This is a genomic window from Thermodesulfobacteriota bacterium, from assembly GCA_040758155.1.
Classification (GTDB): domain Bacteria; phylum Desulfobacterota; class Deferrimicrobia; order Deferrimicrobiales; family Deferrimicrobiaceae; genus UBA2219.
This window is the reverse complement of the sequence record JBFLWB010000192.1, coordinates 1-15031: the sequence shown is the minus strand read 5'-3', so window position 1 is coordinate 15031 and position 15031 is coordinate 1. Positions and strand designations below refer to the sequence as shown.

Annotated in this window: 18 protein-coding genes; 2 read left to right on the top strand and 16 right to left on the bottom strand. The window is 68.5% G+C overall.

Translation table 11 applies throughout. From position 1 onward, the window contains the following. On the top strand, window positions 1–953 hold a 953-nt coding region (locus AB1346_13315), incomplete at its 5' end, for an LptF/LptG family permease (GenBank protein ID MEW6721420.1). Next, a complete protein-coding gene (gene lptG, locus AB1346_13310) occupies window positions 950–2026 on the top strand; it encodes an LPS export ABC transporter permease LptG (protein ID MEW6721419.1) in 1077 nt (358 codons plus the stop codon). The genes AB1346_13315 and lptG, both read left to right, overlap by 4 nt. Here lptG and ahcY read toward each other — a convergent pair. The 16 genes from ahcY to AB1346_13230 all read right to left on the bottom strand — a co-directional run. Beyond that, window positions 2023–3291 (bottom strand): adenosylhomocysteinase, encoded by a 1269-nt coding sequence (ahcY, locus tag AB1346_13305; protein MEW6721418.1) that lies wholly within the window; start codon window positions 3289–3291, stop codon window positions 2023–2025. The two genes, lptG and ahcY, sit on opposite strands and share 4 nt — an antisense overlap. A gap of 22 nt (window positions 3292–3313) precedes the next feature. Next, entirely contained in the window at window positions 3314–4477 is a 1164-nt protein-coding gene (metK, locus tag AB1346_13300) for a methionine adenosyltransferase (GenBank protein MEW6721417.1), read from the bottom strand. Between the two features lie 53 nt (window positions 4478–4530). Next, window positions 4531–6288: a phosphoenolpyruvate--protein phosphotransferase gene (gene ptsP / locus AB1346_13295; protein MEW6721416.1), complete on the bottom strand. Its 1758-nt coding sequence runs from the start codon at window positions 6286–6288 to the stop codon at window positions 4531–4533. 5 nt (window positions 6289–6293) lie between these two features. Next, window positions 6294–6569 (bottom strand): HPr family phosphocarrier protein, encoded by a 276-nt coding sequence (locus AB1346_13290; GenBank protein ID MEW6721415.1) that lies wholly within the window; start codon window positions 6567–6569, stop codon window positions 6294–6296. Beyond that, window positions 6560–7318 carry a PTS system mannose/fructose/sorbose family transporter subunit IID gene (locus AB1346_13285; GenBank protein ID MEW6721414.1) on the bottom strand — a complete coding sequence of 253 codons (759 nt, stop codon included), beginning with the start codon at window positions 7316–7318 and terminating at the stop codon, window positions 6560–6562. Before AB1346_13285 ends, AB1346_13290 begins: the two co-directional genes overlap by 10 nt. A gap of 2 nt (window positions 7319–7320) precedes the next feature. After that, entirely contained in the window at window positions 7321–8019 is a 699-nt protein-coding gene (locus tag AB1346_13280) for a PTS sugar transporter subunit IIC (protein ID MEW6721413.1), read from the bottom strand. 1 nt (window position 8020) lies between these two features. After that, window positions 8021–8497 (bottom strand): PTS sugar transporter subunit IIB, encoded by a 477-nt coding sequence (locus AB1346_13275; GenBank protein MEW6721412.1) that lies wholly within the window; start codon window positions 8495–8497, stop codon window positions 8021–8023. A gap of 13 nt (window positions 8498–8510) precedes the next feature. Continuing rightward, window positions 8511–8924, bottom strand: coding sequence for a PTS sugar transporter subunit IIA (locus tag AB1346_13270; protein ID MEW6721411.1), 414 nt, complete (start codon window positions 8922–8924; stop codon window positions 8511–8513). After that, the gene (gene rapZ, locus AB1346_13265) at window positions 8921–9826 is read right to left on the bottom strand and encodes an RNase adapter RapZ (GenBank protein ID MEW6721410.1); all 906 of its coding nucleotides are present in this window, start codon (window positions 9824–9826) and stop codon (window positions 8921–8923) included. The genes AB1346_13270 and rapZ overlap by 4 nt, the downstream gene beginning before the upstream one ends. Continuing rightward, on the bottom strand, window positions 9823–10761 hold the full coding sequence (gene hprK, locus AB1346_13260) for an HPr(Ser) kinase/phosphatase (GenBank protein MEW6721409.1): 939 nt from the start codon (window positions 10759–10761) through the stop codon (window positions 9823–9825). Before hprK ends, rapZ begins: the two co-directional genes overlap by 4 nt. A gap of 20 nt (window positions 10762–10781) precedes the next feature. Next, window positions 10782–11246, bottom strand: a complete 465-nt coding sequence (locus AB1346_13255) for a PTS sugar transporter subunit IIA (protein MEW6721408.1) — start codon at window positions 11244–11246, stop codon at window positions 10782–10784. After that, window positions 11243–11779 carry a ribosome-associated translation inhibitor RaiA gene (raiA, locus tag AB1346_13250; protein MEW6721407.1) on the bottom strand — a complete coding sequence of 179 codons (537 nt, stop codon included), beginning with the start codon at window positions 11777–11779 and terminating at the stop codon, window positions 11243–11245. The genes AB1346_13255 and raiA overlap by 4 nt, the downstream gene beginning before the upstream one ends. Before the next feature lie 34 nt (window positions 11780–11813). Continuing rightward, the gene (gene rpoN, locus AB1346_13245) at window positions 11814–13259 is read right to left on the bottom strand and encodes an RNA polymerase factor sigma-54 (GenBank protein ID MEW6721406.1); all 1446 of its coding nucleotides are present in this window, start codon (window positions 13257–13259) and stop codon (window positions 11814–11816) included. Window positions 13260–13277: 18 nt separating this feature from the next. After that, entirely contained in the window at window positions 13278–14057 is a 780-nt protein-coding gene (gene lptB / locus AB1346_13240) for an LPS export ABC transporter ATP-binding protein (GenBank protein MEW6721405.1), read from the bottom strand. Then, window positions 14054–14569 carry a lipopolysaccharide transport periplasmic protein LptA gene (lptA, locus tag AB1346_13235; GenBank protein MEW6721404.1) on the bottom strand — a complete coding sequence of 172 codons (516 nt, stop codon included), beginning with the start codon at window positions 14567–14569 and terminating at the stop codon, window positions 14054–14056. The genes lptB and lptA overlap by 4 nt, the downstream gene beginning before the upstream one ends. A 5-nt stretch (window positions 14570–14574) precedes the next feature. Beyond that, window positions 14575–15031: hypothetical protein (locus AB1346_13230; protein MEW6721403.1), on the bottom strand; the 457-nt coding region annotated here is incomplete at its 5' end.

The window sequence follows — 15031 nt, the reverse complement described above, 5'->3', positions numbered from 1 at the left end:
TCCTCGAGATCACGCTCCCCGCGTCGCTGCTCCTCGCGGTCCTGCTCGCCCTCGGCCGCCTCGCCTCGGACTCCGAGACGACCGCGCTTTCCGGGGCCGGAGTGGGGATGCGCGGGATGGTCCCGCCGGTCCTGATCGCCGCGGGAGTCGTCTTCTCCGCATCGCTGCTCGTGGCCTGGAAGGGGATCCCCTGGGGGTACCGCGAGACGCAGCGCACCCTGGCGAAGATCCTCGCCGAGCGCGCGGGCGCCGGGGCGTCGGAGCACGTCTTCCGGGAGATCGCGCCCGACGTCGTCGTCTACACCGACCGCGTGTCGCCGGACGGCCGCCGGATGGACGGCGTCTTCCTGTCCTTCCGCTCCCCCGGCGGGGAGCCGCTCCTCGTGTTCGCGAAGGAGGGGCTCTTCTCCCGCGCGGCGGGCGACGGCGCGACGGGCATCGAGCTCTCCGACGGGGCGATCCACGCCGACGACCCGGGAAAGCCGCTGTACCGGGTCGGTTCCTTCGGGCGGATGGACTTCCGGGTCCCCGTCGACGTCCCGTCCGTCATCGGGGAGGAGCCGAAGGGGATGACGCTGCCGCAGCTCGCCGAACGGGTCCGGCGGGGCGGCGCCCCCGTGAAGGGGGCGAACTACCGGTATCATTTCCACCGCCGGCTCTCGCTGGCCTTCTCCTGCATCTCCTTCGGCCTCCTTGCGATCCCGCTGGGGATGACCCAGCGCGCCCGCGGAAAATCCTCCGCCTTCGCCGTGACGGTGGCGCTGGTCATCCTCTACTACCTCTTCATCGCCGCCGCGGGCATGCTGGAGGGCCGATTCCCGCGGGGCATGATCGCGGCCCTCTGGGCGCCGAACGCGCTCGGGATCCTCTTCTCCGCATGGATCGTGCGGCGGTCGGAGCGCCGCCAGGATTTCCTCCCCGCGGGGATGCGGCGCCTACTGGCGGGAAAATGACGGTCCTTTCCCGTTACATGTTCCGGGAGTTCGCGCGGGCCGCGGCGGCCTGCATGCTCGGCTTCATGATCCTGTTCCTGGTGATCGACTTCGTGAACAACGTCGAGCGGCTCCTGCGCAACGCCGCGAGCTTCGAGGAGATCGGCTGGTATTACCTCTCGATCCTGCCCAAGGTGTTCGTGATGATCTCGCCCGTCGGGACGCTGCTGGCCGTCCTCGTCGTCCTCTCCGCCCGGATCCGCGGCAACGAGCTGACGGCCATGCACTCCGGCGGGTACAGCCTGGCGCGGATCTGCCTCCCGGTGATGGTCGGCTGCCTCCTGGTTTCGGCGTTGACGCTTCTGTGCTCCGAGTATCTGGCGCCCGAGGCCAACCGCCGCTCCCGGGAGATCCAGCGGCTCCGGATGCGCCCGGACAAGGTGGCGGCCCAGTTCTCCGGAAAACGGTACTGGATGCGGGGGAAAGGGGGGATCCTCTCGGCCACCCTCGTGGACGCGGGTTCCCGGTCGCTGAAGGGCTTCCTGTACTTCGAGCTCGATCCCGCCTTCCATCCGGTCCGGCGGATCGAGGCGCGGGAGGCCGGCATCCTTCCCGACGGCTCCTGGAAGCTGGTCCGCGGGGAGGAGCGGCGGCTGGGGAACGATTCGCCGGCGGAGCCGTTCGAGACGCGGATCTACCGCATCCCCGAAACGATCGAGGGGTTCCTCGACGGAGAGACGCCGCCCGAGGAGATGACCTACGCGGAGCTGTCCGGCTACGTCGACGAACTGAGGAAGCGGGGGTTCGAGGCCCGCCAGCACGAGACGGACCTCCAGGCCAAGGTCGCCTACCCCCTGCTCAACGTCCTGATCGCGATGCTGGCGATCCCGTTCGCCCTCCGGAGCCCCCGGTCGGGCGGCGTCTGGCGCAGCATCGGCCTGGGGCTCCTGGTGGGATTCGCCTGCTGGGTGGTCCTGTCCGCCTCCCTCTCGATGGGGAAGAAGGGCGTCTTCCCTCCCGCGGTCGCCGCCTGGCTCCCCGGCGCCCTCTTCGTCGGCGCCGGCGCCGCGCTGTACCGCGGCGTGAAGGGCTAGGTCCCCATCTCCCAGGAGGAGAGGTACTTCTTCTGCTCCGGGGTCAGCCGGTCGATCCGGACCCCCGAGGCCGCCAGCTTCAGGCGCGCGATCTCCCGGTCGATGGCCTCCGGCACGGGATGCACGTCCTTCGAGAGCCGGCCGTGGTTGCCGATCATGAATTCCACCGACAGCGCCTGGTTGGCGAAGCTCATGTCCATGACGTTCGAGGGGTGCCCCTCCGCGGCCGCGAGGTTGATGAGCCGCCCCTCCCCCAGCACGTGGATCGCGCGGCCGTCCGGGAGCTTGTACTCCTCCACGTAGGGCCGGACCGTCCGCACCGACTTCGCCATCTTCCCCAGCGCCGGGAGGTCGATCTCCACGTTGAAGTGGCCGGAGTTGCATACGATGGCCCCGTCCTTCATCCGGGCGAAATGTTCCCTGCGCAGCACATGGAGGTTGCCCGTGACGGTGCAGAAGATGTCGCCGATCCTCGCCGCGTCGGCCATGGGAGCCACCTCGAAGCCGTCCATCATCGCCTCGAGGGCCGGCAGCGGGTCGATCTCCGCGACGATCACGCGCGCGCCCATCCCCCGGGCCCGCATCGCCAGCCCGCGCCCGCACCAGCCGTAGCCGGCCACCACGAAGCAGCGCCCCGCCAGCAGGCGGTTCGTCGCGCGGAGGATCCCGTCGATCGTCGACTGCCCCGTCCCGTACCGGTTGTCGAAGAAATGCTTGGTCTTGGCCTCGTTCACGGCGACGATGGGGTACTTGAGCACCCCCTTCCGCCCCATCGCGGCCAGCCGGATCACGCCGGTCGTCGTCTCCTCGGTCCCGCCATGGATGGCCGGGAGGTACTCCTTCTTCTCCGTGTGGACCACCGAGACGAGATCCGCGCCGTCGTCCATCGTGACGTTGGGCCTCAGCGCCAGCGCCGCGAGGATGTGCCCGTAGTACGTCTTCCGGTCCTCCCCCTTGATGGCGTACACCTCGATCCCGTCGTTCTTCACGAGGGAGGCCGCCGCCTCGTCCTGCGTGGAGAGCGGGTTCGAGGCGCACAGCGAGACCTGCGCCCCTCCCGCCGAGAGCACCTGCATCAGCGCGGCGGTCTCGGTCGTCACGTGGAGGCACGCGGCGATGCGCACCCCCTTCAGCGGCTTCTCCTTCGAGAAACGCGCGCCGATGGAGCGCAGCACCGGCATGTCCTTTTTCGCCCACTCGATCCGGTCGCTCCCCGCGGAGGCGAGGCGGATGTCCTTTACGTCGTATCCCTTTCCCTTCTTCATGTCCGGTTTCCCCCCGTCCCTTTCATGCGCCGTGCCCGGCCGCCTTGCGCAGCGTCTTCGCCTTGTCGGTCCGCTCCCAGGTGAATTCCGGCAGCTCCCTCCCGAAATGGCCCAGGGCCGCCGTCTTGCGGTAGATGGGACGCAGGAGGTTCAGCTCCCGGATGATCCGCGCGGGGCGCATGTCGAAGGTGTCGAGGATGGCCCGGCGGATCTTCTCCTCGGGGACGGTCGCCGTCCCGAAGGTCTCCACCAGGATCGACACCGGCTCCGCGACGCCGATGGCGTAGGCGAGCTGGAGCTCGCACTTCCGCGCGAGCCCGGCCGCGACGACGTTCTTGGCCACGTATCTCCCCATGTAGGCGGCGCTGCGGTCCACCTTGGAGGGGTCCTTCCCGGAGAACGCCCCCCCGCCGTGCCGGCTGAAGCCGCCGTAGGTGTCGACGATGATCTTCCGCCCCGTGAGCCCCGTGTCGCCGTGGGGGCCGCCCACCACGAACCGGCCGGTCGGGTTGATGTGGAACTTCACCTTCTTCGACATCAGCTCCTTCGGGACGGCCTTCCGGACGACCTCCTCGATCACGCCTTCCGTGAGCGCCTTGCGTCCCACGTCCTCGGAATGCTGGGTGGAGCAGACGACCGCGGTGACCTCGCGCGGGACGCCGTCCACGTAGCGGACCGTCACCTGGCTCTTCCCGTCCGGGCGGAGCCACGGGAGGATCTTCTTCTCACGCGCTTCCGTCAGCCGGGCGCAGATCCTGTGGGCGAAGGAGATCGGCATCGGCATCAGCTCCTTCGTGTCGTCGCAGGCGAACCCGAACATCATCCCCTGGTCGCCCGCCCCCTGCTTGTCCTCCGACCCCCGGTCCACTCCCTGGGCGATGTCCGGGGACTGCCGGTCGATCGCCGTGACCACCGCGCAGTTGTGCGCGTCGAACCCCTTGCTGTCCCCGATGTACCCGATCTCCGTAATGGTCCTGCGCACCACGTCGGGGAAGTCGACCAGCGCCTTCGTGGTGATCTCGCCGGCGACCACCACCAGCCCGGTGGACACCAGCGTCTCGCACGCCACCCGCGAGCGCGGGTCCTGCCGGATGATCTCGTCGAGCACCGCGTCGGAGATCTGGTCCGCGACCTTGTCGGGATGCCCTCCCGTGACGGACTCGGAAGTGAAGAGGAACTCGTTCATTCGTCCATGCTCCTGTCTTTGTATGGGGTGGTTTCGGGCGTAAAGAGTATATGCTAAAAGCGTTCCGTCGGAAACAGGTCTTCCATCTTCTTCCGCAGGATCCGGCCGATCTCCCCCGCCGTGGAGTGCAGGAGGAGCTCGTTGACGAACTCCTTCGCCTCGTACGCCACCGACTTCCGGAGGATCCGCTTCACGCGCGGGATCGCGGTGGCGTTCATGCTGAGCTCGTCGAGCCCCATCCCGAGGAGCACGTAGGAGTAGAATGGCTCCCCCGCCATCTCTCCGCACATGGCGACGGGGATCCCGGCGTCGTGCCCCGCCTCCACGATCCGGCGGATCAGCCGCAGGATCGCCGGATGCAGCGGCTCGTAGAGGTAGGAGACGTGCTCGTTCACGCGGTCGATCGCCAGGGCGTACTGGATCAGGTCGTTCGTGCCGATGCTGAAGAAGGATACCTCCTTCGCCAGCAGGTCCGCCACGATCGCCGCGGAAGGGATCTCGATCATGGCGCCGATGGACATCCCCTTGTCGAAGGGCACGCGCTTCCGGCGCAGGTCGGCCCGCACCTCGTCGACCACGCCCAGCGCCTCCTGCAGCTCCGCCACGCCGGAGATCATCGGGAACATCATCTGGACCCGCCCGAAGGCGGACGCCCGCAGGATGGCACGGATCTGGGCCTTGAAGATGTCCTTCTGCTTCAGGCAGAACCGGATCGCGCGGAGCCCCATCGCCGGGTTCATCTCGTCCGCGAGGTCGAGCTGGGAGGCGAACTTGTCGCCGCCCAGGTCGAAGGTCCGGATCGTGACCGGGTGCCGCTGGAACTTCTCCACCACCTTCCGGTACGTCTCGAAATGCTCCTCCTCGCCGGGCAGGTCCTTCCGGTTGAGGAAGAGGAACTCCGTCCGGTACAGCCCCACGCCGATCGCGCCGCTGCGGAGGGCGACGCCCGCCTCCTCCGGAAACTCGATGTTGGCCAGCAGCGACAGCGACTTGCCGTCCCTCGTGACCGCGGGCAGGCGCGCGAACTTCGCCAGTTCGCGGGTCCTCTGGGCGAAGGCCTTCCGCTTCTCCGCGTACTCCCGGACGGTCTCCTCCGTCGGGTCGAGGACGACCGTCCCCGCCTCCCCGTCGATGATGACCGTCCCCTCGGCGCTGTACTCCTCGGTGATCCGCTCCAGCCCGACGACGGCCGGGATCCCCAGCGACCGCGCCGTGATCGCCGTGTGGGACGTCCGGCTCCCCACGTCGGTGGCGAAGCCCAGGACGGGGCTGTTCAGGATCTGCGTCGTGTCCGCCGGAGACAGGTCGTGGGCGATGACGATCACCGGCTCCCGGATCGTCGCGATCGAGTCGAGCTGCCGCCCCGCCAGGTTCTCGAGGACGCGGTGGCCGATCTGGCGAAGGTCGTGGCCGCGCTCCCGCAGGTAGGGGTCCTCGATCCGGTGGAACGTCTCCAGCAGGTTCTGCAGCACCTTGCTGAAGGCCCAGTCCGCCGTGAACTGGTTCTCCCGGATCAGCCGGGTCGTCTGCTCGAGGAGCATCGAGTCCTCGAGCAGCGCCAGATGGACCGACAGGATCTGGTAGTTCTCCGATGCGGGATCCTCCAGGGTGTCCCGGATCGCCCGGACCTGCTCCTTCGAACGCGCCAGCGCCCGCTGGAAGGCCCCGACCTCCTCCTCGACCTTCTCGTGGCTGACGGTGGACATGACCGACCGGGGGAGCGCGCGGTTCAGGAAGAACCCCTGGCCGACGGCGATCCCTGCGGAGGCCGGGATCCCCTTCAGAACGCGCATCTTCCGATGCCCTTCCACGCTCCCTACTCCTCCCCGAACTTCCGCTCGATCAGGTCGCCGATGGCGAGAAGCGCCGCGTCGGCGTCCTCCCCGCTGGCCCGCACCAGGATCTTCGTGTCCTTCGGCGCCGCCAGCATGAGGACCCCCATGATGCTCTTCCCGTTGACCTCCAGCCCCTCCCGGACCAGCCGGACCTCCGAGGCGTACTGGTTCGCGACGCGCACGAGCTGCGCGGCCGCCCGGGCGTGCAGCCCCAGCTTGTTCCGGATGTCGAATTCCCGTTCCGCGCTCACCGCCACAGGATCAGCACCCCCAGGAGAAGGAGAAACAGGAGGATCTCCGAAGGGGAGACCCCCTTCCGGAACATCATGGTCACGCACTGGATGGCCGCCGCGCCGATCAGGAACAGGGTGAGGGCGTGGAAGCCGGTCGCCCCGAAGAAGGCGTACTGGCCGGTGTAGATCCCCGCGTAGGCCCCGGCCAGGATCGCCGCCGTCAGCTTCAGCCGGCTGCTCCTGGCGCTGAAGTCCTCCTTCTTGAGCCAGCCCACCGCCGCCTCCTGCCCCTCCAGCCCCGCGGCGAACCCCCGGCGCCGGAGGACGAGGTGCACGGCGTTGTACAGCAGGAGCAGGGCGGCGATCCCCGCCGCCGGATGGAGCAGCGAGAGGATCGCCCCCGCGACGGACGCCGTCGGCCGCAGCGACCCCCAGAAGAAGGTGTCGCCGATCGCCCCCAGCGACCCCATCAAACCCAGCTTGAACGCGCCGATCTCCTTCGGGTCGGTCTCCCCCGCGGCCGCGCGCTCCTCCAGCCGCATCCCCGCGCCGACGACCACGGCCCCCATCACGGGATGGGTGTTGAAGAATTCGAGGTGCCGCTTCACGCTTTTCAGCGCCTCTTCCGGCCGCGCGGTGTAGATCTCGCGCAGCGCCGGAAGGATGGCGTAGCCGAATCCCACGTTCTGCATGCCGACGTAGTTCCAGCAGCCCTGGATCAGGAACTGCCGACGCCAAACGCTTTTGCGCGTCCCGTCGGAGATCCCCGGCATCGTCACACCACCCACTGGTAGAACACGGTCGCCCCGAACGCGACCGCCATCGTCAGGAAGAAGATGTGGGCGGTCTTCCCGGTCCGCCCGCAGGTGAACACGGATGCCGCGCCGATCAGCGGAAGCACCGGCGCGAGCGCGGTGAAATCGAGAACGATCGCGGTGCCGAAGCGGGGGAGCAGCAGCTTCGAGACCGCGACCCCGGCCCCGGAGAACAGCAGGGAGAGGAGGACACCGGTCGCGGCGAACAGCGTGAGGCCCGCCAGCAGGCCCTGCTCCACCGCCTTGAGGTCCCCCCGGTCCACCGATTCCCGCGTGATGCGGGCGATCCGGCCGTTGATCTTCCGGATCATCCGGTCCGGCAGCTTCCCCAGCTCCGCGAACAGCACCGAGAGCAGGATCAGGGCGGTGAAGGTCCCGCTGTCGACGAGCGATCCCCCGGCGACGGCCGCGGCGGCGGAGCCCGCGAAGACGGCGGCGCCCGTGTCGTCGGGCGGCAGGGAGGCCCCGACGGGGAGGTGGACCAGGTAGATCAGCTCCAGCACCGCGCCGACCTGCGCCCCCGCCATGAAGTTCCCGAAGATCCCCCCCATGATCGTGGACACGACGAGCGGGCGGTGGAGCATGAGCTGGCAGGCGGCGGTCCGGTCGAGGTAGCAGAGCCCCCCGATCAGGCCGGCGAGGAGGAAGCGCCAGGCCATATCAGTCGGTCTCCGCCTCGAACGACATCCCCGGCTCGAACGGCGTCCCCCGCACGCAGACCGTCACACCGTGGCTTCGGAGCCACTTGAGCGCCTCGAAATCCTCCGGGGCGAAGAATACGGAAGGGGAGATCTGCACCTTCCCCTCGGCGAAGTGGAGGTTCCCGATGTTCAGGAGGTCGAACCCGGCGCCCCCCTTCCGGAGCTTCACGGCGTCGGTCGCGTTGGAGACCAGGAGGATCGACCGCTCCGCCGCGCGCTCCGCCTCCGCCAGGACCGACGTCACCTGCTCGAGGCGGCAGAAGCGCACCCGGATCCCCCGCGGGACGGCCAGCTCCATCACGGAGCGCAGCATGGGGTTGGCCGCCAGGTCGTCGTTGGCGACGATCAGGGAGTCGGCCTTCACGTGGGGCACCCACGTCTCCACCACCTGGCCGTGGACCAGGCGGCAGTCGATGCGGGCGAGCACCAGCGGCATCCCGCTCCCTCTCCTACTTCTTCTCCGACTGCTTCTTCAGCATGTCGCCGGGGATCGTGATGTTCCGCTGGCCGCATTCCTGGAGATGATGCGCAAGCTCCGTCAGCGTCATGGACTCGCGCGCGTAGGGCAGCTTGACCAGCATCGGCATGTTCACGCCGGTGATGACCTCCACCGGGTGGGTCCCGAGGAACGAGAGGGCGATGTTGGACGGGGTCCCTCCGAACATGTCGGTCAGGAGGAGGACGCCGTGCCCCCGGTCCACCGACCGGACCGCCGCCTCCACCGCGGCGTGGATGTCCTCCATGCTCATCGACGGCGAAATGTCCACCGCGGCGATGCCCTCGATCGTGCCGACGATGATCTCCGCGGCCCGGACGAGGCCGGTGGCGAGAAGCCCGTGCGAAACGACGACGGCTCCGATCATCGCGCCCCCTTGGCGGAGAGGGAAGAGCGCGGGAGGTCGCGATGGACCACGGCGACCGCCCCGCATTCCTTCTCCAGGATATTTCCGAGCGCCCCGGCCACCGCGACGGAGCGGTGCCTGCCGCCGGTGCACCCGACGCCCAGCGTGAAGTACGCCTTGCCCTCTTTTCTATAAAGGGGAAGCAGGAAATGCAACATCCCCGAGAGTCGGCGCAGGAAGGTCTTCGCCGCCCGCGACTGGAGGACGTACGTCGAAACCTTGGGGTCCAGCCCCGTGTACGGCTTCAGGGAGGCGACGAAGTTGGGGTTCGGAAGGAACCGAACGTCCACCACCATGTCGGCCTCCGCGGGGATGCCGTAGCGGTAGCCGAAGGAGATGACGCCCACCTGCAGCCGCCGGACCCCGTCGCCGCGGAACCTGCGCTCCAGGCTGCCCCGGAGCTGGTGGACGGTGAGCTGGGAGGTGTCGATCACCTCGTCGGCCATCTCCCGGAGCGGGGAAAGGATCACCCGCTCCTTCCGGATCGCCTCCTTGGCCCCGCGGGCGGCCACCGGGTGCACCCGCCGGGTCTCGCTGAACCGCCGCAGGATCACGTCGTCCGCGGCGTCGAGGAACAGGACCCGGACGTCGTTCCTCCCCCGCCGCAAGGCCTCGAGGACCTTCGACAGGTCCGGGAGGAACTCCTTCCCCCGGACGTCCACTCCCAGCGCCACGCGCGCGTCGTCCCCCCGGGCCTCGACGACCACCTCGACGATCTTCGGGATCAGCATGGGGGGAAGGTTGTCCGCGCAGTAGTAGCCGAGATCCTCGAACGCCTTCGCGGCGGTGCTCTTCCCGGCCCCGGACAGGCCGGTCACGATCACGATGTCCGCGCGCCGGACGCGCCTGCGGGAAAGGGTCACGGCGTTCCGGACTCGGACGCTTTCCTGGTCTGGCGGTCCACGAGCTCCGCCGCGGAGTGGATCCCCCGGAGCTTCAGCAGGTGGTTCCGGACGGCCGCCTCGACGATGGTGGCCAGGTTCCTTCCCGGGGAGACCGGCACGAGGACCGACGGCAGGCGGACGCCCAGGATCTCGACGGAATCGCTCTCCAGCCCCAGCCGGTCGTACTCCTTCTCCGCGTCCCACGCCTCGATCCGGATGACCAGCTCGATCTTCTTCGCCTGGGCGGTCGCCGTCACGCCGAACAGGTCCCGGATGTTCAGGATCCCCAGCCCCCGGATCTCCATGTGGTGCTGCGTGAGATCGTTCCCCCCGCCGACCAGGGTCGACGGCCCCGGCTTCTCCACCAGGATGACGTCGTCGGCCACGAACCGGCTTCCCCGCAGGACGAGGTCCAGCGCGCACTCGCTCTTTCCGACGCCGCTGCGCCCGACCAGGAGGACCCCCACCCCGAGGACGTCCATCAGGACGCCGTGGATCGTCGTGGACTCCCGGAAGAGGCGCTGGAGCTGGCGTTGGATCTCCTCCCCGAGCGCGGAGGTGGGGAGGGACGAGGAGAACAGCGGCATGCAGCGCCGGTCGGCCGCGCCGACGAAGGGCTGCGGCACCGGGATCGCGCCGCCGACGACCGCGCAGGGGGACGGCCCCGCGAAGAACCGGTCGGCGATGTCGGCCTGGCGGGACGGCTCCTGGCCGAGGAAATAGGCGATCTCCCGCTCCCCGAGAAGCTGGATGCGCCCGTCCTCGACGGGAACCGGCTCGCCGGCGATCGCGAGCCCCGCCTCCCGGGGGCTCGTCGACGAGATCTGGCGGTTCCCGCCCTGCTCCCCCGCGAGGAGCCGCATCCGGAGGACGCCGGAGCACTCCTTCTGGAAGGTCGTCACGGAGATCGCCACGGGCTCCTCTTTCCCCCGCGTCAGGCGGGCTCGTCCTCGTCCCGCAGCGCCTGCGTGAGGCCCTCGATCCCTGCCGCTTCCAGGAGGCGCCGCCGGAACCGTTCGTCCTTCACGAGCCGGGAGACGCGGGCGAGGACCTTCAGGTGCATCCCCGCGGAGTTGTTGTCGGGGGCGACCACGAGAAAGAAGAGGCGGGCGGGCTTCCCGTCGAGGGATGCGAACTGCACCCCCCCGGGGCTGCGGCCGAACGCGACGACCAGGCGGTCGATCCCCGGCATCTTCCCGTGGGGGATCGCCACCCCTTCCCCGATCCCCGTGCTCCCCAGCGATTCGCGGTCCAGGAGCACCGACGTGAGCTGGTCCGGGGAGAGGGCCGGGACCGCCCGGCAGACCGCCTCGGACAGCTCCCGGAGGACCCCCTCCTTGGTGTCCGACCGGAGGGGGTCGACGACCCCTCCGGGCGGAAAGAGGTCGAGGATTTTCATTTCACCGAGGGTTCCGTGAATCCGATGTTGCCGTCCTGCTGGCGGAATACGACGCTCGGCTGGTTGGTCTCCTGGTTCACGAACATCACGACGTCGACGCGGAGGATGTCCAGATGCTTCGCGGCATCCTCGACCGTCATCGGCTTGGGGAGGAAGTTGTCGCTCCGGACGATCCTGGGCCCTCCCTCCTCGGAGATGGTGAGGGAGTATCCCGACACCATGGGCCCCGGGGCCGCCCCCTGCCCGCGGTCCTTCTGCTTCTCGCGGTATTTCTTGAGCTGGCGCTCCACCTTGTCGCAGACGAGATCGATGGCCGAGTACAGGTCTTCCGTGGACTCGAACGCCTTGATGGTGATGCCCGGGGCGGTCAGGTACACCTCGGCGATGTGCCGGTACTTCTCGACGGACAGCGTCACGTTGGATTCGAACGACTTCTCTATGACCTTCTGGAGCTTGCCCAGCTTCTCGACCGCGTAATCCTTGAGCGCCTGGCTCGGATCGACGTGCCGGAACGTTACGTTGATCTGGTTCACGGTGACCCCCCTTCTCCCGAATGGGCTGCGTGGATCAGAACTGTCTTCTCCGTTCGGAAGACGACAGCAGCCCCAGCTGCGACCGGTACTTGGTCACGGTCCGCCGCGCGATCCGGATCCCCTGTTCCTGCAGGAGCCGCATCAGCTCCTGGTCGCTGAGGGGCTTGTTTTCCCCTTCGGCGCGGATGATCTCGCGGATCTTCTCCTTGACGGACTTGGAGGCGATGTCCTCCTCTCCCCCGCCCCGGTTGAGCCCCGAGTTGAAGAAGTACTTCAGCTCGAAGATCCCGTGCGGGGTGTAGACGTACTTCCCGCTCGTGACCCGCGACACGGTCGACTCGTGCATCTCGATGTCCTCGGCCACGTCCCGCAGCGTGAGGGGCCGGAGGTGCTTCGGGCCCTTCTCGAGGAAATCGCCCTGGAGCTTGATGATGCTCTCCACAACCTTGTAGATGGTCCGTTTGCGCTGCTCGATGCTTTTTATGAACCAAAGGGCGGAGTTGACCTTCTGCTTCAGGAACTCCCGGTCCTCCTTCGGCAGCTCCTTGCCGCCGCCGGCCAGAAGGCTCCTGTAATAGGAGGAGAGCCGCAGGCGCGGCTGCCCGTCCTCGTTCAGCGAGATGACCCAGCGGTCCTCCACCTTGATCACGTAGACGTCCGGCGTGATGTACTGCGTGTCGTCCCCCGAGTACGCCCGGCCCGGCCTCGGCCACAGGGAGACCAGCTTCTGGAACGCCTCCTTCACGGTTTCCTTCGGGATCTTCAACCGGCGCGCGACCCCCGCCACGTCCCCCTTCGAGAACAGGTCGAAGTGCTCCTCCAGGATCCGTCGGGGAAGCTCGAAATCCTCCCCCCGCTCCCGCGCCTGGATCAGCAGGCACTCCCGCAGGTCCCGGGCGCCCACGCCCAGGGGGTCGAGCGTATGGATCCTCGCCAGCGCCCGCTCCACCTCCTCGACCGGGAGGGAAAGGGCCTGTGCCGCCTCCTCGACCGTCGTCTTCAGGTAGCCGTTCTCGTCGATGTTCCCGATCAGGTAGCAGGCGGCCTCCTCCTCGGAAGGAGGCAGGCCGAAAAGCCGGATCTGCGTTTCGAGGTGGTCCACCAGGGATGGCTTCTGCGTCAGGACGTTTTCGTAGTACGGGCGGCCGTCTTCGTCGTCCGGTTCCCTTTCCGCGCGCCCTTCGCGCCCCCCTTCGCCGAAGTAGTACTCCCAGTCGACCCGGTCGATCAGCCCGGAGCTCTCGGCGGGAGGCGCCTCCTCCGCCGGGGCGGGGGGGGCCGACGCTTCCGGAGCGGGAGCTTCCTCCTCGGGGCCCCCTTCCACGGACTCCTCGAGCGCGGGGTTGACCTCCAGCTCCTCCCGGACCGCCTGCTGCAGCTCCAGCCGGGAAAGCTGCAGGAGCTTGATCGCCTGCTGCAGCTGGGGGGTCATCACCAGCTGCTGCGTGAGCTTCAGCGATTGTCGTAGTTCAAGCGCCATCCGGGTCCTTTTCCGTCGTCAGAGGGAGAAGCCGTCCCCCAGGTAGATCTCGCGAACCCGTTCGGAAGCCGCGATTTCCCCGGGGGTTCCGGAAAGAAGGATCCGCCCCTCGGAGATGATGTACGCCCGGTCGCAGACCTTCAAGGTGTCGCGCACGTTATGATCCGTTATTATAACCCCGATGCCGCGTTCTTTTAATCTCAGGATGACCTGTTGGAGGTCGGCGACCGAGATCGGGTCGATCCCGGCGAAGGGCTCGTCGAGAAGGAGGAAATCGGGCGACAGCACCAGCGCCCGGGCGATCTCCACCCGGCGCCGCTCCCCGCCGGAGAGGGCGTACCCCATGGTGTCCGCCACGTGGGCGATCCGCATGTCCCGCAGGAGCGACTCCAGCCGTTCCGCGCGCTCTCCCCGCGAGAGGGCCGCCTCCTCGAGGAACACCATGATGTTGTCCCGTACGGAGAGCTTCCGGAAGACGGACGGCTCCTGCGGGAGGTACCCCAACCCCATCCGCGCCCTCCGGTGCATCGGCAGCTCCGTCACCCCGATGCCGTTCAGCGTCACCTCTCCCGAGTCGGGCCGGACCAGCCCCACCATCATGTAGAAGATGGTCGTCTTCCCCGCGCCGTTGGGGCCGAGCAGGCCGACCACCTCCCCGGGGGCCGCCCCGAGCGACACCCCCCGCACGACTTCCCTCCGGCGGTACTTCTTGTGGAGATCCGAAACGGAAAGGGATTTCCCCGCCCGGTCCTCGCGGCGGCGGGAAGGATGCCCCTGCGCGTCGGTCCCGTTCGTCACGGCTTCGGAACCTCGCGGATCCCCTTGGGATTGATCACGGCCCGGACGCGCCCGCCCTCCTTCGAGCCCGTCACCTCGGCCCGGTTCTCCTCGAGATAGACGGTGATCGTCTCCCCCTGGATGGTGTTTTCCCCCTGCTTTAGGACCGCCCCGCCCGAGAACACGACCCGCTGCTCCATGTTGTAGAGCGTCGCCCGCGCCGCCCGGGCCTCCCTGCCTTCCTGGACGAACCGGACCCCTCCCTCCGCCTCGATCCGCTCGATGGACCGCGTCTGCCGGGAGTACTCGGCGAACAGGCGTTCCGAAAACATCGTGACGTCACCCTGCCGCGCAACCACGTTCCCCTCGAAGGTCACCGAGTCGCCCTTTCCGTCCGCCCGGAGACGGTCCGCCGTCACCTCGATCGGACGCGCGCCCGCCTCCTGGGCGGAAAGCGCCCTCTTATCCTGCCCGAGGGCGCCGCCCGCGGCCGCGGCGACCAGGAGCAGCGCGAGGATCCATCGGCCCGCCATCGGCCTCATCCTTTCCGCTTCGGAAGCGACGCCGGCGCGATGCGGCTCGCCGGCGCATCCATCGTGATCCTGCCGTCCGTCCAGTTCCACACGAGGTTCCTCCCGGCGAGGGAGAGGCCGGGACCAGTCAGCGTCACCGCGCCCGGGACCCGCAGGACCCGCCCTTCGAGGTCGATCGCGGCGGCGGAAAGCTCCCCCTTCCATTCCCCGCCCCGCTCCGCGCGCCCCCCGTCCGGCAGGAGAATCTCCTTCCCCTCGAAGTCCCACGATGCCCGGGACGCCCGGATGACCGACCCTTCCGGCGCCCCGCCCCGCCCCAGGAACACTTCCACGTCGGACCCCCGCAACGACTTCCGCGCGTACTGGTAAACCGCCTCCCGCGCGAGGAGCCGGCTCGATTCCCCGTCGTCGCGGATCTCCCGCATCTCGACGGGCCACAGGCGGATCTCCAGCGCGATCTCC